The following is a 24833-nucleotide window of genomic DNA, read 5'->3' as shown; positions in this document are numbered from 1 at the left end:
AGACGACCACCGAGCGTCACCCCGTGAAGCCGACGTCGGCGCCACCGCCGCCGCTGGCCGGGGGCGGTCTCCGGGTCGTCGCCCTCGGCGGGATCGGCGAGGTCGGCAGGAACATGACCGTCTTCGAGTTCGGCGGCCGCCTCCTGGTCGTGGACTGCGGGGTGCTGTTCCCCGAGGACGACGCCCCCGGCGTGGACCTGATCCTGCCGGACTTCGGCGCCATCGAGGACCGGCTCGACGACATCGACGCCCTGGTGCTCACCCACGGGCACGAGGACCACATCGGCGCGGTGCCGTTCCTGCTGAAGATGCGCCCGGACCTGCCGGTCGTCGGCTCCCGGTTCACCCTCGCGCTGCTGGCCGCCAAGTGCCGCGAGCACCGGCTGAACCCGGAGCTGATCGAGGTCGCCGAGGGCCAGCGCAGCACGCACGGCCAGTTCGACCTGGAGTTCTTCTCGGTCAACCACTCGATCCCGGATGCACTTGCGTTGGCGGTGCGCACCCCGGCGGGCGTGGTGCTGCACACCGGCGACATCAAGCTCGACCAGCTCCCGCTGGACGGCAGGCTGACCGACCTGGCCGGGTTCTCCCGGCTCGGCGACGAGGGCGTCGACCTGTTCCTGGTCGACTCCACCAACGCCGAGGTCCCCGGGTTCGTCACCCCGGAGCGCGAGATCGGGCCGGTGCTCGACGGCGTGATCGGCAAGGCGACGCAGCGGGTGATCGTGGCGTGCTTCGCCAGCCACGTGCACCGCGTGCAGCAGGTGTTCGACGTCGCCCAGGCGCACGGGCGCAAGGTGTGCCTGGTGGGCCGTTCGATGGTGCGCAACATGGGCATCGCCGCCGAGCTCGGCCTGCTCCAGGTGCCCGACGGACTGCTCGTCGAGCTCGACGAGGCGCTGGAGCGGCCGGAGCACGAGGTCGTGTTCGTCTCGACCGGCTCCCAGGGCGAGCCGCTGTCCGCGCTGTCCCGGATGGCCCGCGGCGAGCACAAGCAGATCAAGATCCGCGCCGGGGACACCGTGGTGCTGGCCAGCTCGCTGATCCCGGGCAACGAGACCGCGGTGTTCGGCGTGGTCAACGGGCTGGTCCGGCTGGGCGCCGAGGTGGTGCACCAGGGCGGCGCGAAGGTCCACGTCTCCGGGCACGCCTCGGCGGGCGAGCTGCTCTACCTCTACAACGCGGTGCGGCCCAGCAACGTGATGCCGGTGCACGGCGAGTGGCGCCACCTGCGGGCGAACGCCGAGCTGGCCACCCTGACGGGGGTGCCCGCCGACCGGGTGGTGATCGCCGAGGACGGCGTCGTGGTGGACATGATCGACGGCATCGCCACGATCGCCGGGCGGCTCGAGGTCGGGCACGTCTACGTGGACGGGCTGTCGGTCGGCGACGTCGGCGAGTCGACGCTGTCGGACCGGCTGGTGCTCGGCGAGGGCGGGTTCATCTCGATCACGGTGGTGGTGGACACCGCCACCGGCCGCGCGGTGTCGGCGCCGACGCTGTCCGGGCGCGGGTTCTCCGACGATCCCAAGGCGCTGGACGAGGTCGTGCCGCTGGTGGAGATGGAGCTGGCCCGCACCGAGGCCGAGGGGATCACCGACACGCACCGCATCGCCCAGGCGGTCCGCCGGGTGGTCGGTCGCTGGGTGGCCGGGGCCTACCGCAGGCGCCCGATGATCGTGCCCAACGTGGTCCCGGTCGACGCCTGATCACCCCGTCGCGCGGCTGATCGTGGTCGCCCGACCAGGTAGTTGATCACGAGAAGTCGTGATCGCCTGCTCGAACGGGTGGATGACGAACACGTTGGCGGGACACGGCAGGCCCGCCCGGGTGGCCGCTGCGAGGGTGGAATGCGCCGACCCGGAGGGCACAGCCCCCAGGATCGGCGAGAAGCTCGTCGCTCGTGAGATTGGGGTCTGAAGTGCGTACTTCCGTTCGAATCCTCGCGGCCACCGCTGCCACCGCCGCCCTGACGGCCATCGGGTCGCCCGCCTTCGCCGACGGCGGGTACGGCCACCACCACCACGGTGGTGGTAACGACGGCGTCAACCTGCTCAACGACAACAACCTGAACCTGCTGCCGCTCAACCTGTGCGGCAACAACGTGGCGGTCCTCGGCATCATCGTGCCGATCGCCTCGCCGCAGTCCCCCGATTGCGTCAACGCCCCGATCGTGGACTGACGACGAGACCAGCGCCCGGCCACCCCACGGGGAGGCCGGGCGCCGTCATGTCCGGAGCCGGGTCACGGGCGCCAGGGGCTGCGCTTGTCGTTGACCGGGCGGGTGGGGTCGTGGTGGCGCGGCCGGTCGGGTTCGTCGGCGCGCAGCGGGACCAGGCCGTCGGTGATGGCGCGCATGATGCGGTCCCGGGCGCGCACGGCGTCGCCGACCCGCTCGGCGGACAGGTCGGAGAGGTCGACCGGCTGTCCGAAGTGGACCCGCAGGGCCGGGCGGCGGCGCACTCCCCGGCAGAACGAGCGGAACCGGGCCAGCAGGTCGCGCGCCCCGGTCACGGTCGGCTCGCCGTAGTGCAGCACCTCGTGCGCGCCCCACTGGCTGACCGGGACCACCACCGCCTCCGCGGCGAGCGCCATCCGGGCGGCACCGCTCTTGCCGCGCTCCGGCCACAGGCCGGGTTCGAGGCTGATCCGCCCCTCCGGGTAGACCAGCACCGGACGCGAGGACTCGGCGAGGGCGGCGCCGACGGCCTCCAGCGCCGCCGTCGCGGTGACGCCACCGCGCTCGACCCGGATGTGCTGCGCGGAGCGCAGCACGCCACCCAGCACCGGGGCGTCGAACAGCCCGGCGGTGGCCAGGATGCGCGGGGCCGCTCCGCGGGCCCGGCACGCGGCGATCAGCACGAGCGCGTCGAAGTCGCCGATGTGGTTGGCGGTCAGCAGCACCGGGCGCCCGCGCACCTCGTCCGGCAGGTCCCCGGTGACCACCAGGCGTCCGGCGAGCCCGACGATCCAGCGGTCGACCAGCATGAGCGACCGCCACACCCGCGATGTCTCCGAGGTGTCGTGGCGGCGTGTCGGCTCGTGCGGTCCGGACGGCAGGGCAACCATGGTGGCCGAGGATCTCACGAGCGGCTCCCCGGGCGGAGCGGAACGTCCGGACGCGCGCACCCGGGGCACCGTGCCTGGTGTGACGGGAGAGGTGGGTGAAAGCTACCGTGTGGGGCATGACGAGCCGGACATCGAGTGGTGGTCGGAGCTCGACGCGCGGCAAGTCGACCACGGGGAGTAGTGGTTCGGGTACCAAGAGCACCCGGTCGGGTGGAACGCGGAGCGGTTCGACGAAGCCCGCGTCCGGTTCGACGCACGCCCCCCGCCCGGCTCCGAAGAAGAAGCCCGCGAGCTCGAAGAAGCCCGCGAGCCCGAGGAGGTCCACGAGCTCGAAGAAGCCCGCGAGCTCGGGGAAGTCCGCCGTCCCGCGGGGCGTCGGCAGCGTGGTCCGCGCGTTCGGCAAGACCCGCGAGCTCGATCCCGCGCACCGCCGGGACGGCTTGGCCCTGGTGCTGCTGGCCGTCGCGGTGGTCGCCGCCGCCGGGGTGTGGTGGCAGGCCGGCGGCCCGGTGGGGCAGTGGTTCGACACCGCCTTGCGCTCGGTGGTGGGTTCGGCGGCCGCGGTGCTGCCGCTGGTGCTCGCCGGGTCCGCGGTGGTCCTGATGCGCACCGAGCACAGCCAGGAGGCCCGGCCCCGGGTGGTGATCGGCTCCTTCCTGCTCGTCGTGACCGTGCTCGGCGTGCTGCACATCGTGGCGGGCGCCCCGATGGACCCGGCTGGCTGGACGCACGCGGGCGGCGCGCTCGGCTTCGTGGCGGGCGGACCGCTGGCGCAGGGCCTCACCCCGTGGGTCGCGGTGCCGGTCCTGGTGCTGATCGGCCTGTTCGGGCTGCTGGTGCTGCTCGGCACCCCGGTCCGCGAGATCCCCGAGCGGTTGCGCCGGTTCGGCCAGTCCGACGCCGAGGCCGCCGAGGAGGCGAGCGAGCAGCCGACGACCAAGCTCCGCCGCCCCGCGCGCCGCCGCCAGGCCGCGATGGCCGACGACGAGCAGCTCGCGCTGGACGACGTCGAACCCGCCCCGGCGGCCCAGCCCGAGAAGGCGGCCAAACCCGCGAAGACCAAGCCCGCGAAGACCGCCGAGGCCGCTCCGGCGCCCGAGCTGCCCCGGACCGGCAAGGGCCTCACCAGCCGGACCGTCGAGGGCGACTACCAGCTCCCGCCGCTGGACGTGCTCACCGGCGGGGAACCGCCCAAGACCCGCAGCCGCGTGAACGACTCCATGATCGAGGCGATCACCGCCGTCCTGGAGCAGTTCAAGATCGACGCGCAGGTCACCGGCTTCACCCGGGGTCCCACGGTCACCCGCTACGAGGTCGAGCTCGGCCCCGGCGTGAAGGTCGAGAAGATCACCGCGCTGACCAAGAACATCGCCTACGCGGCGGCGACCGACAACGTGCGGCTGCTGGCGCCGATCCCCGGCAAGTCCGCGGTGGGCATCGAGGTGCCCAACAGCGACCGCGAGATGGTCCGGCTCGGCGACGTGCTGCGCTCCGGCGAGGCCGCCAAGGACAGCCACCCGCTGGTGATGGGCCTGGGCAAGGACATCGAGGGCCACATGGTCACCGCGAACCTGTCCAAGATGCCGCACCTTCTGGTCGCCGGGTCCACCGGTTCCGGCAAGTCCAGCTTCGTGAACTCGATGCTGGTGTCGTTGCTGGCCCGGGCCACCCCGGACGAGGTCCGGATGATCCTGATCGACCCGAAGATGGTCGAGCTGACGCCGTACGAGGGCATCCCGCACCTGATCACGCCCATCATCACCCAGCCGAAGAAGGCGGCGGCCGCGCTGGCCTGGCTGGTGGAGGAGATGGAGCAGCGCTACCAGGACATGCAGGCCAACCGGGTCCGGCACATCGACGACTTCAACGCCAAGGTGCGCTCCGGCGAGATCACCGCGCCGCCGGGCAGCGAGCGGGAGTACCGGCCGTACCCGTACATCCTGGCCATCGTCGACGAGCTGGCCGACCTGATGATGACCGCGCCGCGCGACGTCGAGGACGCCATCGTGCGGATCACCCAGAAGGCCCGCGCGGCGGGCATCCACCTGGTGCTGGCCACCCAGCGCCCGTCGGTGGACGTGGTGACCGGCCTGATCAAGACCAACGTGCCGTCCCGGCTGGCGTTCGCCACGTCGTCGCTGACCGACTCGCGGGTGATCCTGGACCAGCCCGGCGCCGAGAAGCTGATCGGCATGGGCGACGCGCTGTACCTGCCGATGGGGGCGTCGCGACCGGCCCGCGTGCAGGGTTCGTTCGTCGGCGACGACGAGATCAACCGGATCGTCTCCTACAGCAAGGAGCAGCAGGACCCCGAGTACACCGACGGCGTCACCGCCGCCAAGCCCGGGGAGAAGAAGGAGGTCGACTCCGACATCGGGGACGACCTCGACGTGCTGCTGCAGGCCACCGAGCTGGTGGTGACCAGCCAGTTCGGCTCCACCTCGATGCTGCAGCGCAAGCTGCGGGTCGGGTTCGCCAAGGCGGGCCGCCTGATGGACCTGCTGGAGTCGCGGGGTGTGGTCGGGCCCTCCGAGGGGTCCAAGGCCCGCGACGTGCTGATCAAGCCCGATGAGTTGGACGCCACTCTCACCGCGATCCGCGGCGGACCCCCCGCCGACGAGGGCTGACACCCGGCCGCTGCTCCGGACGGACGAACGGGTGCGCTGCTGCGGGCGGTTCCTCCGCGCTGACCGGCCCGATACGTTCGCGCCGCCGATCAGCTACCGGAGGGTGCGCGCATGGTGTCCCGGAAGTTCCGCGCCGCAGCGGTCGCGGCGGTGTTCGCGCTGCTGACCGCGGGTGTCGCCGCAGCCGAGCCACCGGGCGCCGCGGACGTGGAGAAGGGCGAGCTGCTGCGGGTCGGCGGCAGCAGCTATCCCCGGCTGGTGCGGCTGGAGCACTCCGGCGCGGCCGACGGCCGGGTGCTGGCCAGCATGACGACCTACGCCGATCGCACCGGGTTCGCCGTGATCCACGAGAGCCGCGACGACGGCGCGACGTTCCGGCAGATCGGCGAGATCCGCGATCCGGCGGGCGAGGACGAGCGCGGCATGTGCTGCTCGACGCTCTACGAGCTGCCGCGCCGGGTCGGTGACATGCCCGCCGGGACGCTGCTGTGGGCGGGCACCGCGGGCATCGGCGCCGACGCGGAGCAGCGGCGCAGCAGCATCCGGGTGTGGCGCAGCGACGATCACGGCCGCACCTGGTCGTTCCTGTCCACGGTGGTCGAGGCGCCCGTCGGGCCGGGGGTGTGGGAACCGGAGTTCACCGTCACCGAGGACGGCGACCTCGCCGTCTTCTACTCCGACGACGGCGATCCGGCGCACGACCAGAAGCTCGTGCAGTCCCGGTCCTCCGACGGGATCCGCTGGTCCGCCCCGCGCGAGACCGTGACCCACCCGGACTTCGCCGTGCGACCGGGCATGGCCGGGGTCCGGCGGTTGCCGGACGGCACGTACGTGATGGTCTACGAGTTCTGCAACTACGACCCGGTGCACGTCTGCACCGTCTGGACGCGCACCTCCGAGGACGGCTGGGACTTCGGCCCGCCGGGCGCGCTGGGCACCGAGGTGGTGTCCGAGACCGGAACCCAGCCGCTGGGCACCCCGACGATCAGCACCACGCCCGACGGCGGGCTGCTGCTCGGCTACCAGATGCTCGCGCACGACCGGGGCGGTCTGGCGCCCGGCAACGGCCGGACGCTGCTGCACGACCCCGATCCGTCCACCCCCGGCGGCTGGCGGGAGATCCCGGCGCCGGTGCGGATCTCGTACAACCAGGGCGGGACCTGCCGGAACTTCAGCCCGACCACGCTGCCGACCGCCGACGGCGAGTCGGTCATCCACGTCACCACGGACTTCGAGCACTACATCGGCGGCCCCTGCGAGGCCTTCGTCGGCGTGGGCCCGATCGGCGGCGCGGACGCGGCCGGCCCGGGCGTCCCGCCGCACCCGCTCGACGGGAGCTGACCGCCGGGTCACCCGTTCGGAACCCGAGTGAGGGGCACCTTCATCCGGCTTACTCGGATGAAGGTGCCCCTCACTCCGGGACTCGGGGAAGTCAGGGCTGGACGTCGACCTCGACGACCGCGCCGCGCGCGTCGACCGCGCGCACGGCGAGGAGGTCGCCGACCGGGTTCACCAAGGCGCTGATGTTGGCCTGGTCGATGGCGTCGGCGGTGGAGGAGGCGGTGTCGCCGAACTGCCGCACCGCGAAGTGGTAGACCTCCGCGATGGCCTGGCAGCCGAGGTCGGCGCCGCAGGCGGTGTACATGTCGTCCCGGAAGTTGTCGTCGATCCGCTTCCGGTTCGGCTCGGTGAACCGCTGCTGCTTGGTGTAGTTGCGGTAGCCGAAGTCGTGCCGCTGGCAGCTCTCCCGGAAGTCGTAGCCCAGCGGCTGGTCCGGCGACATCGAGCAGTTGTCGGACGCCCAGTCGAGCTGGGGCGCGTGCGGGCGCTGCGCCCGGGTCTTGGCGAAGGCGTCGATGCTCAGCTCGAACAGGTAGTGGTCGGTGGTGGACCGCAACTGGTCCGGGGTGAGGTCGGCGTGGGCGGTCCCGGCGCTGAACAGCAGGGCGGTCGCGGTGGCCGCGGTGACCACGGCTCCGCGCCGGGGGCGGCGCGCGGCGGTGCTGGGCACGATGAGCTCCAAGGGTCCGGGGGCGGACGACAACCCGTGTTATAGCCGGTGCCCGAGGTGCGCGAGTGGCGTTGCGGGGTGCGGCACGTGAACGGCTGACACTCACCACCCGGACGGGGCACGCCCGCACCCGGACCAGCCGATCGGTGCGAATCCAGCCGAGAGCCATACCCAACGGGGCTTTCGTGCGATTTACTTGCGCAGGACGGCGTCAGAAGTCGCCGAGGGAGGTGTCACGTGCTGCGAAGCTTCCGGTTGGGCAACCACCGGTCGTTCCGGGAGGAGCAGGAGCTCCTCCTCATGCCCGGGACCGGTCAGCAGCGTGGCGCGCTGCCGGTGACCGCGGTCTACGGGGCGAACGCCTCCGGCAAGTCGAACCTGCTCGACGGGCTGCGCTTCATGCGGTCGGCGGTCCGGGACTCGTTCAGCGACTGGGACGCGCTCGACGGGGTCCCCCGCACCCGCTTCCGGCTCGCCCCGGACTCCGCGCTGGTCCCGTCGGTCTTCGTCGCGGAGTTCGTCACCGGCGGCGAGGCCTACACCTACGGCTTCGCCGTCGACGACGAGCGCGTGTTGGAGGAGTGGCTCTACGCCTATCCGAAGAAGAAGACGCGCGTGGTCTTCGAGCGCGAGGGGGGCGAGGTGAAGTTCGGTTCCACCCTCGCCGAGCCACGCGCCAAGCTCGACGTGCTGGAGGACATGACCCGCTCGAACGCGCTGCTGCTCAGCGTCGCAGTCCAGTCGAACATCGAGTTCGCAACGCCGGTATACCGGTTCTTCAGCCAGGAGCTCGTGTTCGCTCATCAACGGCGGTCGGTGTCCTCGAGCGTCCGCTATGTCGCTCGCGATGACGAGACGCGGCGGAAGGTGGTCGACCTGCTCAGGGCGGCGGATCTGGGCATCACCGATGTGGTCGCTGAGGAAGTGGAGGACCCGACGTGGCGGCGCCGCGCCGAGCAGGCGGAGCGCGAGCTCAAACGAGCCGAGGAAGCAGGCTCGCAGGCCGACGTGGTGCGGTGGCGTGAGCGCTACGCACTCATCCGGGATCGGGTGGGCGCCACCGTCCACCGCATCAAGCTGGTGCACGGTGATCCGGACGAGCCCTTTGATGTCGAAGACGAGTCCCAGGGCACGCAGTCGTGGCTGCGGCTCATCCCCACCGCCCTGACCGTGCTGGATCAAGGCTCGGTGCTGCTGGTCGACGAGATCGACTCCTCCTTGCACCCGTTGTTGACCGCGCGGCTGATCGGGTTGTTCCGGGACGAACGCACCAATCCACACGCAGCTCAGCTGTTGTTCACCACGCACGACACCAGCCTGCTCGGGACGATGCTCGACGACGAGGTGCTCCACCGCGACGAGGTGTGGTTCGTGCGCAAGGCCGAGGACGGGGCGAGCGAGCTGTACCCGCTGAGCGACTTCAAGCCGCGCAAGGGCGAGAACACCGAACGCCGATACCTGCGCGGCAGCTACGGCGCTGTCCCGGAGCTCGACCACGCCGACTTCGTCGCGGCGGTCGGGAGCCGTCGGTGACCCAGCGCACTCGGCGGGAGAACACCCGGCGCCGACGGCCGCCGCAGCAGGAGTCACGTCCCATTCTGCTCGTGGTGTACGGCGCTGCCCGGACCGAGAAGGACTACGTCGAGGCGGTATGCGCGTCGCACCCGGAGTCCGCGCGAGTCACGGGCCAGTGCACGGCCGTGGACCCGGCGACGTTGGTGCGCAAGGCGGTGAAGATTCGCGAGTTGCACTCCCGCGACTATGACGAGGTGTGGTGCGTGGTCGACGTGGATTCCTTCGACCTGGCCCCCGCCCTGGCGGCGGCGCGCAAGGCCGGGGTCCAGGTCGCCGTGTCCAACGTCTGCTTCGAGTACTGGTTGCTGCTGCACTTCGAGGACAGCGGGGAGGCGTTCCGGGACGGTTCCGAAGTGATCCGGCGGCTGCGTCGGCACGTGGCGCACTACGACAAGACGACCCTCGACTTCGCGGATTTCGCGCCCGGTGTCGCCGCTGCCGTGCAGCGGGCCGAAGGCCGGTGCGCGGCAGGTTTGGAGCACCACCGCAACCCGTCGACCGGGATGTGGCGGTTGGTGCGGGCGTTGGTGCCCGGTCGCTACTAGGGCGTTGGTGCCCGGTCGTTGCTAGGGATTCACAGGTGCAGGAGCATCCGGGTGTTGCCGAGGGTGTTGGGCTTGACGTGGGCGAGGTCGAGGAATTCGGCGACGCCGGTGTCGGCGGAGCGGCGCATCTCGGCGTAGACCTCCGGGGTGACCGGGGCGCCGTCGATCGGGGCGAACCCGTGCCTGCCGAAGAACGCGGTCTCGAAGGTGAGCACGAAGATGCGGGACAGGCCGAGCTCCCGGGCCAGCGCGACGAGCCGGTCGACGAGGTGGTGGCCGACGCCGCGGCCCTTGACGACGGGGTCGACGGCGACCGTGCGGATCTCGGCGAGGTCCTCCCACAGGACGTGCAGCGCGCCGCAGCCGACGACGCGGGCGGGGTGGTCGCCGGTGGCCTCGGCGACCCAGAACTCCTGGACGTCCTCGTAGAGGGTGACGAGTTCCTTGGCGAGCAGCACCTGACCGGCGTAGACGTCGACCAGCTCCTTGATGGTCCGGACGTCGTCGATCCGCGCTCGGCGAATCGTTATCGTCGATGCCGCATAGTCATGCATGGCGTCATCGTAGCGCCGCGGCCCGCACGGGTCACCGGGATTCAGCTCAGCCGCAGCAGCATCCGCGTGTTGCCGAGGGTGTTGGGCTTGACGTGGGCCAGGTCGAGGAACTGCGCGACGCCCTCGTCCGGCGAGCGGCGGATCTCCTCGTAGACCTCCGGCGGCACCGGGGTGTCCGAGATCGGCCGGAAGCCGTGCCTGCCGAAGAAGTCCGTCTCGAAGGTGAGCACGAACAGCCGGCGGAGGCCGAGCTCGGCGGCCGTGGCGATGAGCCGTTCGACGAGCGAGGTCCCGATGCCCAGGCCCTTGGCGGTCGGGTCCACGGCCACGGTGCGGATCTCGCCGAGGTCCTGCCAGAGCACGTGCAGCGCGCCGCACCCGGCGATCCGGCGTTCGCCGTCCTCGGTCACCTCGGCGACCCAGAACTCCTGGACGTCCTCGTACAGGGTCACGAGCTCCTTGCCGAGCACGACCTTGCCCGCGTAGTGGTCGATGAGTTCCTTGATCGCTCGCACGTCGCCGACGCGGGCGGGGCGCACCTGGACCGAAGCATTCACGTTAGGTGAGCCTAACCTATGCTGATCGTCGAGGCGAGGACCCGCGCCGCGCCGTCGAGGTGATCGTCGGCACCCGGCGCCGCCGCGCGGGCGGAGCAGCACGTCGGCGGCGCCGGACCGGGCGATAGGCTCGGAGCATGTCAACCGAGCACGAACACCGCCGAGTCGCCATGATCACGCTCGGTTGCGCGCGCAACGAGGTCGATTCCGAGGAACTCGTCGGGAACCTGCACGGCCACGGCTGGGACCTCGTCGAGGCCGACGAGCAGGCCGACGTCGTGGTGGTCAACACCTGCGGCTTCGTCGACTCCGCGAAGAAGGACTCGGTGGACACGCTGCTCGCCGCCTCCGACACCGGGGCCAAGGTGGTCGCCGTCGGGTGCATGGCCGAGCGCTACGGCGCCGAACTCGCCGAACACCTGCCCGAAGCCGACGCGGTGCTCGGCTTCGACCACTACGGCGCGCTGGGCGAGCGCCTCGACGACGTGCTCGCCGGACGCGCGGTCGCCCCGCACCAGCCCGTCGACCGCCGGACGATGCTGCCGATCAGCCCGGTCAGCCGCCCGTCCGCCGCCGCGGACATCTCGGTGCCCGGCCACGGCTGGGTGCCCTCGACCCGCCCGGTGGCCCGCAAGCGGCTGGACGACTCGCCGGTCGCCGCGCTCAAGCTCGCCTCCGGCTGCGACCGCCGCTGCTCGTTCTGCGCCATCCCGTCGTTCCGCGGCTCGTTCCTGTCCCGCGCCCCCGAGGACGTGCTCGCCGAGGCCGCCTGGCTGGCCGAGCAGGGCGTCCGCGAGGTGTTCCTGGTCAGCGAGAACTCCACCTCCTACGGCAAGGACCTGGCCGACCAGCGGGCGCTGGAGAAGCTGCTGCCCCGGCTGGCCGAGGTGCCGGGCCTGGACCGGGTCCGGGTCTCCTACCTCCAGCCGGCCGAGACCAAGCCCGGTCTGGTCCGGACGATCGCGACCACCCCCGGGGTGGCGCCGTACTTCGACATGTCGTTCCAGCACTCGAGCGAGCGGGTGCTGCGCCGGATGCGCCGGTTCGGCTCCACCGAGGCGTTCCTGGGGCTCGTCGAGCAGATCCGCGAGCTGGCCCCGGAGGCGGGCATCCGCAGCAACGTGATCGTCGGGTTCCCCGGCGAGACCGAGGAGGACTTCGCCGAGCTGCGGGACTTCCTCACCCGGGCCCGGATGGACGCCGTCGGCGTGTTCGGCTACTCCGACGAGGAGGGCACCGAGGCCGCGGGCTTCGACGGCAAGCTCGACCAGGCCGAGATCGACGCCCGCGTCGAGGAGATCACCGGGCTCGTCGACGAGCTGATCGACCAGCGGGCCGAGGACCGGATCGGCACCGAGGTGCGGGTGCTCCTGGAGCGGTTCGAGGACGGCCGCTTCGTCGGGCGCGCCGAGCACCAGGGGCCGGAGGTCGACGGCGAGTGCGCGATCGCGGAGCCGGTCGACGCCGCGGTGGGCGAGGTGCTGACCTGCCGGGTGGTGGACACCGAGGGCGTGGACCTCGTCGTCCGCCCACTGGGCACCACCTCCGGGGAGTGACCATGACGGCGGGCAACGCGTCGTCGCAGCCGTCCGGCCCCGGACCGGTGCCGCTGCTCAACATCGCCAACGTGCTGACCGTGTCGCGGCTGGCGCTGGTGCCGTTCTTCCTGGTCGCGCTGTTCTGGGACGCCGGCCAGGACGCGCTGTGGCGGTGGGTCGCCTTCGCGGTCTTCGTGATCGCCTCCATCACCGACCGCGTCGACGGCGACCTGGCGCGCAAGCGCGGCCTGGTGACCGACTTCGGCAAGGTCGCCGACCCGATCGCCGACAAGGCGCTGACCGGGGCCGCGCTGATCGGGCTGAGCCTGCTCGACGACCTCGCGTGGTGGGTCACCTGGGTGATCATCGGGCGCGAGCTGCTGGTCACCGCGCTGCGGTTCTGGGTGATCCGGCACGGGGTGATCGCCGCCAGCCGCGGCGGCAAGCTCAAGACGCTGCTCCAGGCCATCGCGATCGGGCTGTACCTGCTGCCGCTCGGCGCGGCGTTCGACCTGCTGCGCTGGGTGGTGCTCGGGGCGGCGCTGGCGGCCACCGTGGTGACCGGCGCGGACTACGCGGTCCGCGCGGTGCGGTTGCGGGCGGGGGCGCGGAGCTCGTGATCGTCGAGGCGCTCGACCTGCCGCGCGAGCGGGTCGCGGACCTGCTGGCGCGGCTGCGCGGCCGGGGCGAGACCCTGGCCACGGCGGAGTCGCTCACCGCCGGGCTGGTGGCCGCCGCGCTGACCGACGTCGCCGGGTCCAGCGCGGTGGTGCGCGGCGGGCTAGTGGTCTACGCCACCGACCTCAAGGCGGAGCTGGCCGGGGTCGACCCGGAGCTGCTGGCCGAGCGCGGTGCGGTGGACCCGGAGGTCGCCGCGGCGCTGGCTGCCGGTGCGCGGACGCGCTGCGGGGCCGACTGGGGCGTCGGGCTGACCGGCGTGGCCGGGCCGGAACCGCAGGACGGCGTCGAACCGGGCGTGGTCCACGTCGGGGTCGCCGGGCCCGAGGCGCGCTCGGTGCGCTCGGTGCGCCTCGACGGCGATCGGCACCGGGTCCGGGCGGCGGCCGTTCGGGTGGCGTTGGAACACGTGGCCGAACTGGTGCGTTGAACATCGTGATGGCGTGTGCGCTGGACCTGAGCTCCGAACGCGCTCGACCGGGCCTGGTGGCCCGTCGTTCGCCCTGGGCGGACTTGTCGCCGATCGTTCTCGTTCCCGCCCGGGGATGAGTAACGTAGGGGGCGTTCACGCGTCGTGCACGCGGAAGCGATGAAGGAAGGGAGGCGCGCGATGACCGTGTTGTTGCGGGAGGCGGTCGGTGACCGGCTGCGCCGCGCCCGGACCGCTCAGTCTCGCACCCTGCGTGACGTTTCGCGCGCTGCCCGGGTGAGTCTGGGGTATCTCTCCGAGGTCGAACGCGGGCGCAAGGAGGCGTCCAGCGAGCTGCTCTCCTCCATCTGCGACGCGCTGGAGCTGCCGCTGCCGGAACTCCTGATGACCGTCGCGGGTGATCTCGACGAGACCATGCTCGCGCCGTCCGTGGTCGGCCAGGCCGCCGAGGACGACCGCTTGGTGTTCGCCGAGGCCGAGCTGGCCGAGCAGGGCGCCGGTGATGGTGAGGTGCGCAACAGCGCCGACGGGTCGGACCTGCGGTTGCAGCCCGTGCTCAGCCAGCGGATCAGCGCCCCGGTGCGCGGTTCGGGCGGCGTCGTCGTCGCGGCCTGAGGACGCCGCGCGCCTCAGCTGCGGTCCAGCACGCATGGCGGTGCGGGTCGGCCACCCCACCGCGCGCGTGCTCGGGCACCGGTGAACCGGGTCGGGCGAAAAGGGCCCCCGGTGCGCCGCGTGCGCGGCTGCCCTGGTTCGATCTCGGGTACGGTCGGGGAATCCCCGGAGATCTCCCCGGTTCGGTGGAAGCCGACACGTCGACCTGACACGATGGAATCAGCCGTCCTCGGGGCGGCAGGGCAGCCGAGCAGCAGAGAAGGCAGGCGGAGGAGATGGCCAACCCGTTCGTGAAGTTCTGGAAGTACCTGATGGCGTCGTTCTCGTCGAAGGTCGACGAGCACGCCGACCCGAAGGTGCAGATCCAGCAGGCCATCGAGGAAGCGCAGCGGCAGCACCAGGCCCTCTCCCAGCAGGCCGCCTCGGTGATCGGCAACCAGCGCCAGCTCGAGATGAAGCTCAACCGCCAGCTCGGCGAGGTCGAGAAGCTCCAGGCCTCCGCGAAGCAGGCGCTGGTGATGGCCGACCAGTCGCGCTCCAACGGTGACGAGGCGGCGGCGCAGAAGTACGAGGAGACCGCCACCCAGCTCGCCAGCCAGCTCGTCACCGCCGAGCAGGGCGTCGAGGACCTCAAGACCCTGCACGACCAGTCGCTGCAAGCCGCCGAGCAGGCCAAGCAGGCCGTCGAGCGCAACGCCCAGGTGCTCCAGCAGAAGATCGCCGAGCGCACCAAGCTGCTCAGCCAGCTGGAGCAGGCCAAGATGCAGGAGCAGGTGTCCAGCTCGCTGCGCCAGATGACCGAGGTGGCCGCCCCGGGCAACACGCCGTCCCTGGAAGAGGTCCGGGACAAGATCGAGCAGCGCTACACCACCGCGCTCGGCGAGGCCGAGCTCGCCCAGAACAGCGTGCAGGGCCGGATGATGGAGGTCCAGCAGGCGTCCGTGGACGCCGCCGGTGCCAGCCGCCTGGCCCAGCTCCGCGCCTCGATGGGCGGTGACCAGCAGCAGGAGGTCACCGGCGGTCAGCAGCAGGTCACCGGGGGCCAGGAGGCCGGCGAGCCCGCCACCCGCCCGCACCAGCAGCAGCAGAACCCGCAGACCGGTCAGGCCTGAGTGGAGTCACCGTGAAGCCGCGCCGCGACGAGTTGGTCCAGTTGGGCGAGACCGCCCTCGAACAGCTTCGCGGCCCGGTGCTCACGGAGTTCCGGCGCAGGCTCGGCCGGTGGCGCGATCCGCGCGCCAGGCTGATCCGCCGGCGCCGCGTGGCCAAGGGCGGTGCGGTGGGCGGCGCGGCCACCGCCGGGGTGTTCGGTGCCGGGTCCTACGTCTCGGCCTCGAGCGCGAGCCTGTGGGAAGCGGCGGAGCTGGGCGCGTTCACGGCGGCTGCGCAGGACATCGCGACCTTCGGCCTCGGCGGGGTCGCGGTGGCCGGTGCGATCGGTGCCGTCGGTGCCGGGGTGCGCTACCTGTCGTTGCGCCGCACGCCGCTGCCGGACCCGCCGCGGGAACCGGTGGCGCTGCCGCCGTCGGGCTCGGCGGCGCGGGAACCGATGCAGCGGTTGCGCGACGCGGAGCGGACCCTGCACGGCGCGGTGGAGCAGCTAGCCTCGGTCGACTCGGGCAGCACCGCGGCCGATGCGAAGGGCACCGCGGACGCCGCGGCGGCCGAGCTGCGCGCCGTGGCGGCGCGGTTGCAGTCCGTGGAGGGCGCGCTGGAGCACGCCCCGGCCGCCGAGCGCACCGAGCTGCGGGAGGCGATCCAGCGGATGCGCGACGAGCTCGATGAGGGCGTCGCGGAGTACGGGCGGCTGGTCGCCGCGGCGGGCCGCGCGGTGGCCGCCAGCGGGGCACCGGAGCAGCGCACGTTGCTGCAGGACGCCACGGACCGGCTGGCCGGGCTCGCGGAGGGGCTGCGGGAGCTGTTCGGTCCCGGCGGCCCGGCCGCGCCCCCGCCGAGCGGGCGAGGTCGCTGACCGACCTGCCGCGCCGGTCGTCCGGGCGCGGTTTCGCGTCCCGTGGAGAGGCACACCGACAGCGCCTCCGGTCCGCGCCGCCGGTCGGGCGCGCCGGGCGCCGGCCCCGGACCTGATGGGGCGTCTTTGGCGCCGCGGGTGAGCAGCGCGGCCTCGTGTCAGGCGGCAGGCCGCCGCGAAGGGGAGGGAATTCCCACGGGGGCGGCGAGCGGCTACCGCGGTGACGTGCCGCGGGTCTCCGTGTGCTGGCGTTCGGCCTCGGCCGGTCGCGAAGCCGTGGCATGATGATCAGGAGGAGTTCGACGAGGAGGTCGAGCATCGGCTGGTCGGTGCGCCGGGCCGGGTCCGCCACCGCGACAGCCGCCACCAGGGCATGCGGATCCGCTGTTGGAGGACGTGCTGTGTCGACCATCGCGATCGTCGGGGCGGGGCCGCAACTCGGGTTCGCCATCGGTGCGAAGTTCGCCGAGAAGGGCGGCTTCAACGTCGCGCTCGTGGCGCGAGGCGAAGCGCGACTCGCGGCCATGGTCGACAAGTTTCGGAGCGCAGGGGTGTCGGCTGCCGCTTTCTCAGCCGATGTCACCGACCGCCCGAGCCTCGGAAAGGCGCTAGCTGCCGCGGAGGAGCACTTCGGGTCCATCGACGTCCTGGAGTACTCACCTGCCCCGACGCCGTCGGACCTGGTGGACCGGCCGCTCGTCGCCGCGGTCGATCTCACCGTCGAAGCCGTTGTGCCCGCGCTCGAGACCAACTTCTTCGGCGCGGTCGCCGCTGTCCGCCAAGTCCTCCCCGGCATGCTCGACCGAGGTGCCGGCACCATCCTCGGTACGAGCGGTGCCGGATCGGGCCCGATGGTCGTCCCGCAGGTGGCCAACGCGAATGTCGCCAACGCTGCCATGCGCAACTGGTTCCTCGCGCTGAACGAATCACTCGCCGACCGTGGCGTGCACGTCGCGCACATCGCCTTGGGCGCGAGGATCGGGAGCGGCCGACCGGACTCGGAGCCGGACGTGATCGCCGACCTCTATTGGAAGGCCCACGTCGAGCGCGACGTTGCCGAGGTCTTCCACCACGACCTGCCCGAGGAGTTCGGGTTCCAGCTCGCCGACAAGTTCAGGGTCGAGTGAATCCGGCTCGGTGCGCGGACCGGCAGCGGCGTGCCGCTCGCCGCGACCCGGGCCCGTGCTGGGCACTGCGCAGGGCGGATGCCCCGCCCGGGAGGACGAGGCATCCGCTTCGCGCCGGGCTCTGCGCCGGCCGGACCTGACCGGGTCAGCCCGCGAGCTGCTCCTGGAGGGCTGCGGCGTCGTGGACGGCCGACATGTGCAGGAACTTCCCGTCGCGGACCCGGTAGATGGCGTACTCGACGATCTCGATCGACTGGCCGGTGGGAGCCGCGCCGAGCCACTCCTTGGTGGGGGTGCCGGTGTTGAGCGCACGGACGGCGATGCTGTCGCCGTTGATGGCGAGGTCCTGGACTTCCCAGTGGAAATCGGGGACCGCGTCGACGATGCTGTGCAACTGCGCGACGAGGGCCGCGCGGGTGCTCGGCTCGCTGTGCATGACGATCGATTCGTGCACGAACTCGTCCATGCGGCCGAACTCGCGCGCGTTGAGCGCCGCGACGTAGCGCTCGTAGAAGTCGCGCAGGTTGGTGGCGGACATGGTGTTCTCCTTCCTGGGGCCCCGCCCTGGGGCGGGACCGAGTGGTGTCTTCCCGCGAATGGGTCGGCCGCGCGTGCGGTCGCGCTGTGCGGTCAGGCGGTGCGGGTGGGCGGTGCGGGTGGGCCGGCGGAGCGCGCCGCGTTCCTCGGCCCCCGGGTCAGGGCGGCGCCTGCTCCCCGGCGAGGCGGGGAACTCGCCCGCGGTCCGCGGTGTCCAGGACCGCCGCGGCGGTGCGCGTCACCACGGGAGCGCACCGGCACGGTCGGTCACCGTGCCGGTGGGCGTGTCCGGCCCGAGGGTGGCGATGCGTACCGCTGCCTCGGCGCCCTCCTCGACGCTGTGCCCGATGCGGCCGGTGAAGTCGGTCGCGGTCTGGCCGGGGTCCACCGCGTTGAAGCGGACGTCCGGGATCGCCCTGGCGTACTGCACGGTCAGCATGGTCACCGCGCTCTTCGACGAGCCGTAGGCGGCGAGCGGATGCTGCGATTCGACCCGTTCCGGGTCCTGGACCAGCGTGAACGACCCGAGCCCGCTGGTGACGTTGATGACCGAGGGCGCGGTCGCCGCTCGCAGCAGAGGCAGGAACGCGTGCGTGACGCGTACCAGCCCGAAGACGTTGGTCTCGTAGACGTGGCGGATCTGATCGGCCGTCATGTCCTCCGGGGCGGTGACCTCACCGAGGAGGCCGGCGTTGTTGACGAGGACGTCCAGGTGGCCGGCCTGCGCACGCAGCGTCGCGACCGCCGCGTCGACCGACGCGTCATCGGTCACATCCAGCTGGACGAAACCGGCGCCGAGCCGGTCGGCGGCCTCGCGGCCGTTCTCGGCGTCCCGGGCCCCGATCCAGACCTCGTGGCCCGCCCCGACGAGTTGGCGCGCCATCTCGTGGCCGAGCCCCCTGTTGGCCCCGGTGATCAATGTGGTGGTCATGTCCTGCTCTCCCGTACGCGTTCTCGGCCCGGGTGCTCCCGGACGGCGACTCCTGGGAGCACCCGCGGGCCGATTCGTGGTGGTGCGGCTGTTCGGCACCGGTGCGCTCCTGGAGGCGTCCGGTCCTGGCGACCTGCGCCCAGGCGAAGGCGGTCTTCCGCACCGTGCCGGTGGCCGGCCGCCGGCCCGGTGTCAGCCCTCGATGAAATCGAGGAGGTCGGCGTTGATGGTCTCGGCGTTCACGGTGGACATGCCGTGCGACAACCCCGGGTAGACCGTCAGCCGAGCGTTCTCGACCAGCGTGACCGCCACCTCGGCGGAGTTGGCGATCGGAACGATCTGGTCGTCGTCGCCGTGCAGGAACAGGGTGGGCACGTCGATCGCCCGGAGGTCGTCGGTGAAGTCGGTCTCCGAGAACGCCTTGATCCCCTCGTAGTGCGCCTGCGCGCCCCCGGCCATCCCCTGGCGCCACCAGTTCCGGATGACACCCTGGGACGCCTCCGCGCCCGGGCGGTTGAACCCGTAGAACGGTCCGGAGGCGATGTCGAGGTAGAACTGGGAGCGGTTGGTGACCACGGCCTCGCGGAAGCCGTCGAAGACCTCCACCGGCAGCCCTTCCGGATTCGCTTCGGTGCGGACCATGAGCGGCGGGACCGCTCCGATGAGGACGGCCTTGGCGACCCGTCCGGCGCCGTGCCTGGCCACGTACCGGGCGACTTCGCCGCCACCGGTCGAGTGGCCGACGTGGACGACGTCGCGCAGGCCGAGGTGCGCCACCACGGCAGCGGCGTCCGCCGCGTAGTGGTCCATGTCGTGCCCGTGGCCGACCTGGGCGGAGCGCCCGTGCCCCCGGCGGTCGTGGGCGATGACGCGGTAGCCCCGCTGGACGAAGAACAGCAGTTGGGGGTCCCAGTCGTCCGAGCTCAGCGGCCAGCCGTGGTGGAACATGACGGGCCGGCCCGTGCCCCAGTCCTTGTAGAAGATCTCGGCTCCGTCGCCGGTGGTGACGTACGGCATGGTCTGCTCCTCGTGGTCCCGCCCGAGCGCCGGGCGTCGTCGATGTCTCCACGAGAGTGGCTCAGCCACCGCGCCGGCAGCCTCTGTCAGTTGACTGACATCCGGCCGACGGCGTGCTTACGCCGGGGCCGGGGTAGTACTACGGCTCGGTGGGCAAGGCCTCCAGCGCGTCGCGGAGTTCGGCGCGCGAGGTGATGCCGAGCTTCGGGAACACGCGGTAGAGGTGGGACGACACCGTCCGCGGCGACAGGAACAGCCGGGAGGCGATCTGCGGGTTCGACAACCCGGTCGCCGCCATCCTGGCGACTTCCAGCTCCTGCGGGGTGAGGGCTTCTCCCGCCTTCCCCCGGGAGGTCCGCGTCATTCCGGTGGCCCGGAGTTCCGCCGCCGCCCGGGCCGCCCACGAGCGGGCCCCGAGCTCCTCGAAGCGGCCGCGGGCGGCAGCCAGCTGCGCCCGGGAGTCGCGGTGGAGCCCTCGACGGCGCAGTTCCTCGCCGTAGGCCAGCTGAGCGCGGCCGACCTCGAAGGGCCACTGCTGGATGTCCGGCAGCCCGAGGGCTTCCTCGAAGCGTTGGGCCATGGCGTCGGGAGCCGATGTCATCGCCGTGACCGTGGCCGTGCACAGCGCCAATCGCGACGACAAGCGGCCGAGAGCGGCGTCGCGCAACGCGTCCGCGTGCCGTCGGGCCTCCGTCCGCCGGCCGGAGCGCACGGCGGCCTCGACGAGGTCCGGCGCGGACAGCACCGCTTCGTGGTTGAAGGGCGCCAGCGCGCCGGGGGCGCAGATCGTCGTGGCGTGCCGGTAGGCCGTCTCGAAGTCGGCGGCGCCGAGGGCCGCCCGGGCCAACGCCTGGTGGGCGTGGTTCTCCAGGCGCCGCAGGCGCCTGGGCCCCGACCATGCCCGGATGTTCTCGCAGTGCTCATGGCACGTGTCGAGGTCGCCACGCTGCGCCGCGGCCATCGCGGCGACGTAGTGCCCCCCTTGGGCGAACAGGTGGTACCCCGTCTCCTCGCACAGCGCGATGAGTTCAGCCGCGGCGTCGGCCGACGCCTGCCACCGCCCGGCGTACAGGTCGTCGAGGGCGAGGAAGACCAGGGCCGGCATGCTCGCACCCACCGCGCCGCCATCGCGCACCACCCGGGACACCGCCTCGCGGCAGCCCGGGAGCCGATCGAAGTACGAGGCGGCCAGGGCGGTGCGGATGACCACGTCGGCGTCGGCCTGGCCCTTCAGTCGCGCGATCTCCTCGTCCAGGCGGCGCAGCATGTCGTCGGTGACGGAGCCGAGGTCGTGGTGGATGCGCCCCAGCGACGTCGCGGCGATGGGCGATGCCGTGGGGAACCGGGCGAGCACGTCGACCAGCGGTCGCCAGTGCTCCGGCCGGCCCGAGAACTCGCTGACGATGGTGAGGGTGAACAGCGCGGTCTCCAGCTCGCCGGGTGGCGGTCCGGACGGGGCCGGGACCTGCTCGACCGCCTCCACCAGGAGACCGTGGGCCGTGTCGGCGTCACCCTCTGTGACCAGCGCCAGGTAGCCGGCGGCCGCAGCCGCTGAGAGCGGCCGGGCCGCCGGATCGCCCTGCACCTCGCGCATGATCTCGTGCGAGATCTCCAGATAGCCCGCGACCCAGGCAGCGATGTACGCGGCCCGCGAGAGGCGGCGCGTGCGATGCGCCTGGTCGGGGCTCAGCTCGGCCGCGCGCCGCAGCCTCGCGACGGCGCCGTCGGCGTCGCCGCGCCGCAGGCTGCGCCGGGCCGCCGACTCGATCACGGCGGCGACCGCTTCGTCGGGCACCGTCGTGGCTCGTGCGAGGTGATCACCGCGACGCTCGGGCTGGTCCACCAGCGCGTCGGCCAGCCGGCGGTGCGCCTCGCGCCGCTGCTCACCGGTGGAGCCGTCGACCACCGCGGACCTGACCAGCGGATGCCGAAAGCGCACCGCGCGGCCGCTCTCCGCGACCATGACCAGGTGGTCGCGCTCCGCAGGAGCGAGCCCCCCGAGCCCGCCCGGCCCACCGGCCGCCTCGAGGACGCCGATGTCGCCGGAACCTTCGAGCGCCGCGAGCAGCAGGAGGTCGCGCGTCCTTCGCGGCAGCCGTTGGACGCGGGCGCCGTACAGAGCACGGACGTCCCGGCCCGGCCCGCTCGCCCACCCCGCTCCGGGGCCGTCGCGGTCGCCGGACACGATGGCGGACCCGGCGAACTCCAGCAGGGCGAGGGGATTTCCCTGCGCTTCTCGCGCCACGTTCGAAAGGACCCGGCGGGGCAGGTGCGCGAAGCGCCGGGAGAGCAATCGCAGTGCGTCCGCGTCGGTGAGCGGCGTGACCTCGACCTCGGCCAGGCCTGTGGACCGGACGGGTTCGCCGGACTCCACTCGTTGGGCGCCGAGCAACCCGATGCGGCGACCACCCAGTCTTCTGGCGACGAATCCCACTGCCGATCGGCTCGCGTGGTCGACGACATGGATGTCGTCGACCACGAGGAGCAGCGGCCGGTCCTTCGCGGCCTCCTCGAACAGCGACAGCGCCGCGTTCAGGACGGTGATCCGGCTCGGCGCGGGACCGGCGCCGAGACCGAGCGCGACCTCGAGCGCTCCCCGTAGGGAACGCGGCAGCCGACCGAGCTCGTGCGGCAGCGCGGCGACGAGCTGGTGGAGCCCGGCGAAGCTGATGTCCGTCTCGTACTCGACGCCGCTCCCCCGGATGACCCGGACACCCTGCGCGTCCGCCAGTGCGGCGGCTGCGTCGAGGAGCGCCGTCTTCCCCACCCCCGGCTCACCGGTGAGCAGCGCGGTGGCTCCGTCCGTCGCGGTCTTGTCCAGGAACACTGCGAGCTCGGCGAGCTCGCGGTCCCGGCCGACCAGCCCGGCCGGCTCGAAGCCCAAGCCCATCACTGATCCAGCCCGCCTCGCATGCGCTGTGCCCTTCCTCCCGCCGCGCGGAAGCGGTCGAACGCCCGCCACGCACATCACCGGCAATCATCCCACCGACGGGGGACATCGGGGAGGTTCCCCGCGAGCTGGTCCGGTGCCCGGGTCCGTCCGATGGGTCTTCCCGTGGCCGGGCGGAACCCGCACCGCCACGCACACCCGGGCTGGCAGCGGTCCTCAACCGACCGGAAGTCAGCTGAGGAGAGCGGTCGCTTCGACCTCGACGAGCACGTCCGCCTCGAAGAGCTGCTCGACGCCGATGAGGGAGGCGGGCGGCATGGGCAGACCGAGTCCGATCTCCTCGGCAACGGATTCGACTCCGGCCATGAACTCGCCGATCTTCGCCGGGGACCATCCAGTCACGTAGAACGTCAGGCGCAGCACGTCCGCGAACGACGCACCCGCGCCCGTCAGGCCGACGGACGTGTTGCGCAGTGCTTGGGCGACCTGGCCGGCCAGATCCCCGGGTGCGACCGGAGTCCCGTCGGCCTGGCGGGCGATCTGGCCGCTGACGTGGACGTGCTTCGTCCCGGTGCCGACGGCCACGTGGTGGTACGGGGTCGGCCGCAGCATGCCGTCCGGGGTGAAGTGCTGAACAGTCATGGCTCTCTCCTCCACGATTGGTATCCATAAGCTACCTAGTGGAACAAAAACACTTCAACGAGACCGGGTTTCGCCATGGATACCGACGCCGGACTCCGCATCGATGCCCCATCGCGAACTGCTCGACCAGATCCTCGACAAGTGGTCGCTGAGCGTCCTGAACGAATTGTGCGAACGCCCGTGCCGGTTCGACGAACTGCGCCGGGCCGTTCCCCAGGTCACGCAGAAGTCGTTGACCGCGACGCTGCGGCGACTCGAACGCAACGGCGTGATCGAGCGCGAGGTCGTCTCCACCCGCCCCGTGGCGGTCCGGTATCGGATCACGGCCCTCGGCAAGACCCTTCGACACCCGATCGACGTGCTGCTGGCCTGGGCCTCGCGGAACATGCCCGCTATCGCGGGCGCACGCGAAGCTTTCGACGCGCGGGAGGATGAACCAGGACGCTGACGCTTCCCCGGCCGGGCCCCGGCGGCGACGCCGCCGGGTGTGCCGGCCGGAAGCGCGAAGTCCTGGGAAGTGTTGGACGCACCATAGGAAAACCCTATGGTGGGTGCCGCATTTTCGTCTTTGCCTCTCAACGTCCCCCCGGCCTACGCTGAAAACAGCTCGACGAGGCGGGACGGTGCGCCGCGATTCCTCTGGGGGATTGGCGGTCGTGCAGGACGCACTTCTCCGGTTGAGCGGTCCCGATGGGAAGACGAGAGGGCGAGCGGCATGGCCGTGGTGAACAACGGTCCAGGAGCGCGAGAATTCGCCGGAAAGCGAGTCGTGGTCACGGGCGGTTCACGCGGAATCGGCGCGGCGATCGTGCGCCAGTTCCTGGACGCGGGCGCCGAAGTGCTGACGACCGCCAGGGCGAGGTCGAGCACGGTGCCCGATGGCGCCGCCTTCGTGGCGGCCGATCTGCGGACCCGGGCCGGAGTGGCAGCAGTCGCCGAGGCCGCGCAGAAGACCCTCGGCGGGGTGGACATCCTGGTCGACAACGCAGGTGGAGCACGACCTTTCCGGAACGCCCGGGACATCCCCGATGAGGAATGGCAGGACCAGCTGGACCTGAACTACCTGGCGTCGGTGCGGTTGGACGCGCTGCTGACCCCGGGGATGCGTGAGCGGCGTGCGGGTGCGGTCGTGCACGTCTCCTCGGCCGCCGTCCCCACCTCCGCGCCGGGGTTCCTGCACTACACGGCGGCGAAAGCGGCGCTGCGGAACTACAGCCGGGGGCTGGCCCTGGAACTGGCCCCATTCGGGATCCGGGTCAACGCGGTGTCTCCCGGCCGGACCGCCACCCCCGGCGGCGAGGCGACGCGGGAGCAGCAGCTGGGCCTGGGCGGGGGGACGGACCAGGACGACACCCGGCCTCCGCTCGGACGCGACGGCCGGCCCGGCGACATCGCCGACGCGGTGCTGTTCCTCGTCTCGGACCGGGCGAGCTGGCTGACCGGCAGGAACCTCACCGTGGACGGGGGCGAGTTCCCCGTGGGCTGACGTCGGCGAGGTGAGCGAAGAGCCGGACGAGC

Annotated in this window: 24 protein-coding genes; 15 read left to right on the top strand and 9 right to left on the bottom strand. The window is 72.1% G+C overall.

The window, feature by feature from the left end; all coding sequences use genetic code 11:
• The first annotated feature begins 23 nt into the window (after nt 1-23).
• Nucleotides 24-1709 (top strand): ribonuclease J, encoded by a 1686-nt coding sequence (locus ACQP0T_RS21330; RefSeq protein WP_433869672.1) that lies wholly within the window; start codon nt 24-26, stop codon nt 1707-1709.
• Between the two features lie 212 nt (nt 1710-1921).
• Nucleotides 1922-2182 (top strand): hypothetical protein, encoded by a 261-nt coding sequence (locus tag ACQP0T_RS21325; protein ID WP_433869671.1) that lies wholly within the window; start codon nt 1922-1924, stop codon nt 2180-2182.
• Nucleotides 2183-2244: 62 nt separating this feature from the next.
• On the opposite strand, the gene ACQP0T_RS21320 is transcribed toward ACQP0T_RS21325, so the two are convergent.
• Complete coding sequence (locus ACQP0T_RS21320) at nt 2245-3069, bottom strand: lysophospholipid acyltransferase family protein (protein ID WP_433869670.1); 825 nt, start codon at nt 3067-3069, stop codon at nt 2245-2247.
• A gap of 116 nt (nt 3070-3185) precedes the next feature.
• On the opposite strand from ACQP0T_RS21320, the gene ACQP0T_RS21315 reads away from it, so the two are divergent.
• Nucleotides 3186-5696: a DNA translocase FtsK gene (locus ACQP0T_RS21315; RefSeq protein WP_433869669.1), complete on the top strand. Its 2511-nt coding sequence runs from the start codon at nt 3186-3188 to the stop codon at nt 5694-5696.
• A 111-nt stretch (nt 5697-5807) separates the two neighbouring features.
• Nucleotides 5808-7037, top strand: a complete 1230-nt coding sequence (locus tag ACQP0T_RS21310) for a sialidase family protein (protein ID WP_433869668.1) — start codon at nt 5808-5810, stop codon at nt 7035-7037.
• A gap of 91 nt (nt 7038-7128) precedes the next feature.
• Here the strand turns inward: ACQP0T_RS21310 and ACQP0T_RS21305 are convergent, their stop codons facing one another.
• Nucleotides 7129-7707, bottom strand: coding sequence for a phospholipase (locus ACQP0T_RS21305; RefSeq protein WP_433869667.1), 579 nt, complete (start codon nt 7705-7707; stop codon nt 7129-7131).
• Nucleotides 7708-7944: 237 nt separating this feature from the next.
• On the opposite strand from ACQP0T_RS21305, the gene ACQP0T_RS21300 reads away from it, so the two are divergent.
• Both ACQP0T_RS21300 and ACQP0T_RS21295 read left to right on the top strand, forming a co-directional pair.
• A complete protein-coding gene (locus ACQP0T_RS21300; RefSeq protein ID WP_433869666.1) occupies nt 7945-9240 on the top strand; it encodes an AAA family ATPase in 1296 nt (431 codons plus the stop codon).
• The gene (locus tag ACQP0T_RS21295; RefSeq protein ID WP_433869665.1) at nt 9237-9827 is read left to right on the top strand and encodes an RloB family protein; all 591 of its coding nucleotides are present in this window, start codon (nt 9237-9239) and stop codon (nt 9825-9827) included. Before ACQP0T_RS21300 ends, ACQP0T_RS21295 begins: the two co-directional genes overlap by 4 nt.
• A gap of 29 nt (nt 9828-9856) precedes the next feature.
• Here the strand turns inward: ACQP0T_RS21295 and ACQP0T_RS21290 are convergent, their stop codons facing one another.
• Nucleotides 9857-10381, bottom strand: coding sequence for an amino-acid N-acetyltransferase (locus ACQP0T_RS21290; RefSeq protein ID WP_433869664.1), 525 nt, complete (start codon nt 10379-10381; stop codon nt 9857-9859).
• A gap of 41 nt (nt 10382-10422) precedes the next feature.
• A complete protein-coding gene (locus tag ACQP0T_RS21285) occupies nt 10423-10938 on the bottom strand; it encodes an amino-acid N-acetyltransferase (RefSeq protein WP_433869663.1) in 516 nt (171 codons plus the stop codon).
• A 137-nt stretch (nt 10939-11075) separates the two neighbouring features.
• On the opposite strand from ACQP0T_RS21285, the gene rimO reads away from it, so the two are divergent.
• The 7 genes from rimO to ACQP0T_RS21250 all read left to right on the top strand — a co-directional run bounded on the left by rimO (nt 11076) and on the right by ACQP0T_RS21250 (nt 17298).
• Nucleotides 11076-12494 carry a 30S ribosomal protein S12 methylthiotransferase RimO gene (rimO, locus tag ACQP0T_RS21280; protein ID WP_433869662.1) on the top strand — a complete coding sequence of 473 codons (1419 nt, stop codon included), beginning with the start codon at nt 11076-11078 and terminating at the stop codon, nt 12492-12494.
• 2 nt (nt 12495-12496) lie between these two features.
• Nucleotides 12497-13096, top strand: coding sequence for a CDP-diacylglycerol--glycerol-3-phosphate 3-phosphatidyltransferase (pgsA, locus tag ACQP0T_RS21275; RefSeq protein WP_345355249.1), 600 nt, complete (start codon nt 12497-12499; stop codon nt 13094-13096).
• Nucleotides 13093-13584 (top strand): CinA family protein, encoded by a 492-nt coding sequence (locus tag ACQP0T_RS21270; RefSeq protein WP_433869661.1) that lies wholly within the window; start codon nt 13093-13095, stop codon nt 13582-13584. The genes pgsA and ACQP0T_RS21270 overlap by 4 nt, the downstream gene beginning before the upstream one ends.
• Before the next feature lie 180 nt (nt 13585-13764).
• Nucleotides 13765-14199, top strand: a complete 435-nt coding sequence (locus tag ACQP0T_RS21265) for a helix-turn-helix domain-containing protein (protein WP_433869660.1) — start codon at nt 13765-13767, stop codon at nt 14197-14199.
• Between the two features lie 275 nt (nt 14200-14474).
• Nucleotides 14475-15311 (top strand): PspA/IM30 family protein, encoded by an 837-nt coding sequence (locus ACQP0T_RS21260; RefSeq protein ID WP_345355240.1) that lies wholly within the window; start codon nt 14475-14477, stop codon nt 15309-15311.
• A gap of 11 nt (nt 15312-15322) precedes the next feature.
• A complete protein-coding gene (gene pspM, locus ACQP0T_RS21255) occupies nt 15323-16171 on the top strand; it encodes a phage shock envelope stress response protein PspM (protein ID WP_433869659.1) in 849 nt (282 codons plus the stop codon).
• A 401-nt stretch (nt 16172-16572) separates the two neighbouring features.
• Entirely contained in the window at nt 16573-17298 is a 726-nt protein-coding gene (locus ACQP0T_RS21250; RefSeq protein WP_433869658.1) for an SDR family NAD(P)-dependent oxidoreductase, read from the top strand.
• Nucleotides 17299-17443: 145 nt separating this feature from the next.
• Here the strand turns inward: ACQP0T_RS21250 and ACQP0T_RS21245 are convergent, their stop codons facing one another.
• From ACQP0T_RS21245 to ACQP0T_RS21225, 5 genes are all read right to left on the bottom strand, one after another.
• The gene (locus ACQP0T_RS21245; RefSeq protein WP_433869657.1) at nt 17444-17836 is read right to left on the bottom strand and encodes an ester cyclase; all 393 of its coding nucleotides are present in this window, start codon (nt 17834-17836) and stop codon (nt 17444-17446) included.
• A gap of 237 nt (nt 17837-18073) precedes the next feature.
• The gene (locus ACQP0T_RS21240; protein WP_433869656.1) at nt 18074-18766 is read right to left on the bottom strand and encodes an SDR family NAD(P)-dependent oxidoreductase; all 693 of its coding nucleotides are present in this window, start codon (nt 18764-18766) and stop codon (nt 18074-18076) included.
• Between the two features lie 192 nt (nt 18767-18958).
• A complete protein-coding gene (locus ACQP0T_RS21235) occupies nt 18959-19783 on the bottom strand; it encodes an alpha/beta fold hydrolase (RefSeq protein ID WP_433869655.1) in 825 nt (274 codons plus the stop codon).
• 139 nt (nt 19784-19922) lie between these two features.
• Nucleotides 19923-22673, bottom strand: a complete 2751-nt coding sequence (locus tag ACQP0T_RS21230; RefSeq protein WP_433869654.1) for a helix-turn-helix transcriptional regulator — start codon at nt 22671-22673, stop codon at nt 19923-19925.
• Between the two features lie 231 nt (nt 22674-22904).
• Complete coding sequence (locus ACQP0T_RS21225; protein WP_433869653.1) at nt 22905-23315, bottom strand: RidA family protein; 411 nt, start codon at nt 23313-23315, stop codon at nt 22905-22907.
• 103 nt (nt 23316-23418) lie between these two features.
• Between ACQP0T_RS21225 and ACQP0T_RS21220 the strand changes: the two genes are divergently transcribed.
• Nucleotides 23419-23763 (top strand): winged helix-turn-helix transcriptional regulator, encoded by a 345-nt coding sequence (locus ACQP0T_RS21220; protein ID WP_433869652.1) that lies wholly within the window; start codon nt 23419-23421, stop codon nt 23761-23763.
• Nucleotides 23764-24030: 267 nt separating this feature from the next.
• Nucleotides 24031-24801 (top strand): oxidoreductase, encoded by a 771-nt coding sequence (locus ACQP0T_RS21215; protein ID WP_433869651.1) that lies wholly within the window; start codon nt 24031-24033, stop codon nt 24799-24801.
• Nucleotides 24802-24833: the final 32 nt, after the last annotated feature.

Origin of the sequence: Saccharopolyspora sp. CA-218241 (assembly GCF_050954615.1) — a bacterium.
GTDB lineage: Bacteria > Actinomycetota > Actinomycetes > Mycobacteriales > Pseudonocardiaceae > Saccharopolyspora > Saccharopolyspora cebuensis.
Note: the sequence above shows the minus strand (reverse complement) of the source record. Positions and strands in the feature narration are given on the sequence as shown.

Coding starts and splice junctions, on each gene's coding strand:
- ACQP0T_RS21320 (WP_433869670.1), bottom strand. CDS start 3,069: ATGGTTGCCCTGCCGTCCGGACCGCACGAGCCGACACGCCGCCACGAC.
- ACQP0T_RS21315 (WP_433869669.1), top strand. CDS start 3,186: ATGACGAGCCGGACATCGAGTGGTGGTCGGAGCTCGACGCGCGGCAAG.
- ACQP0T_RS21310 (WP_433869668.1), top strand. CDS start 5,808: ATGGTGTCCCGGAAGTTCCGCGCCGCAGCGGTCGCGGCGGTGTTCGCG.
- ACQP0T_RS21290 (WP_433869664.1), bottom strand. CDS start 10,381: ATGCATGACTATGCGGCATCGACGATAACGATTCGCCGAGCGCGGATC.
- rimO (WP_433869662.1), top strand. CDS start 11,076: ATGTCAACCGAGCACGAACACCGCCGAGTCGCCATGATCACGCTCGGT.
- pgsA (WP_345355249.1), top strand. CDS start 12,497: ATGACGGCGGGCAACGCGTCGTCGCAGCCGTCCGGCCCCGGACCGGTG.
- ACQP0T_RS21265 (WP_433869660.1), top strand. CDS start 13,765: ATGACCGTGTTGTTGCGGGAGGCGGTCGGTGACCGGCTGCGCCGCGCC.
- ACQP0T_RS21260 (WP_345355240.1), top strand. CDS start 14,475: ATGGCCAACCCGTTCGTGAAGTTCTGGAAGTACCTGATGGCGTCGTTC.
- ACQP0T_RS21245 (WP_433869657.1), bottom strand. CDS start 17,836: ATGTCCGCCACCAACCTGCGCGACTTCTACGAGCGCTACGTCGCGGCG.
- ACQP0T_RS21240 (WP_433869656.1), bottom strand. CDS start 18,766: ATGACCACCACATTGATCACCGGGGCCAACAGGGGGCTCGGCCACGAG.
- ACQP0T_RS21235 (WP_433869655.1), bottom strand. CDS start 19,783: ATGCCGTACGTCACCACCGGCGACGGAGCCGAGATCTTCTACAAGGAC.
- ACQP0T_RS21230 (WP_433869654.1), bottom strand. CDS start 22,673: ATGGGCTTGGGCTTCGAGCCGGCCGGGCTGGTCGGCCGGGACCGCGAG.
- ACQP0T_RS21225 (WP_433869653.1), bottom strand. CDS start 23,315: ATGACTGTTCAGCACTTCACCCCGGACGGCATGCTGCGGCCGACCCCG.
- ACQP0T_RS21220 (WP_433869652.1), top strand. CDS start 23,419: ATGCCCCATCGCGAACTGCTCGACCAGATCCTCGACAAGTGGTCGCTG.
- ACQP0T_RS21215 (WP_433869651.1), top strand. CDS start 24,031: ATGGCCGTGGTGAACAACGGTCCAGGAGCGCGAGAATTCGCCGGAAAG.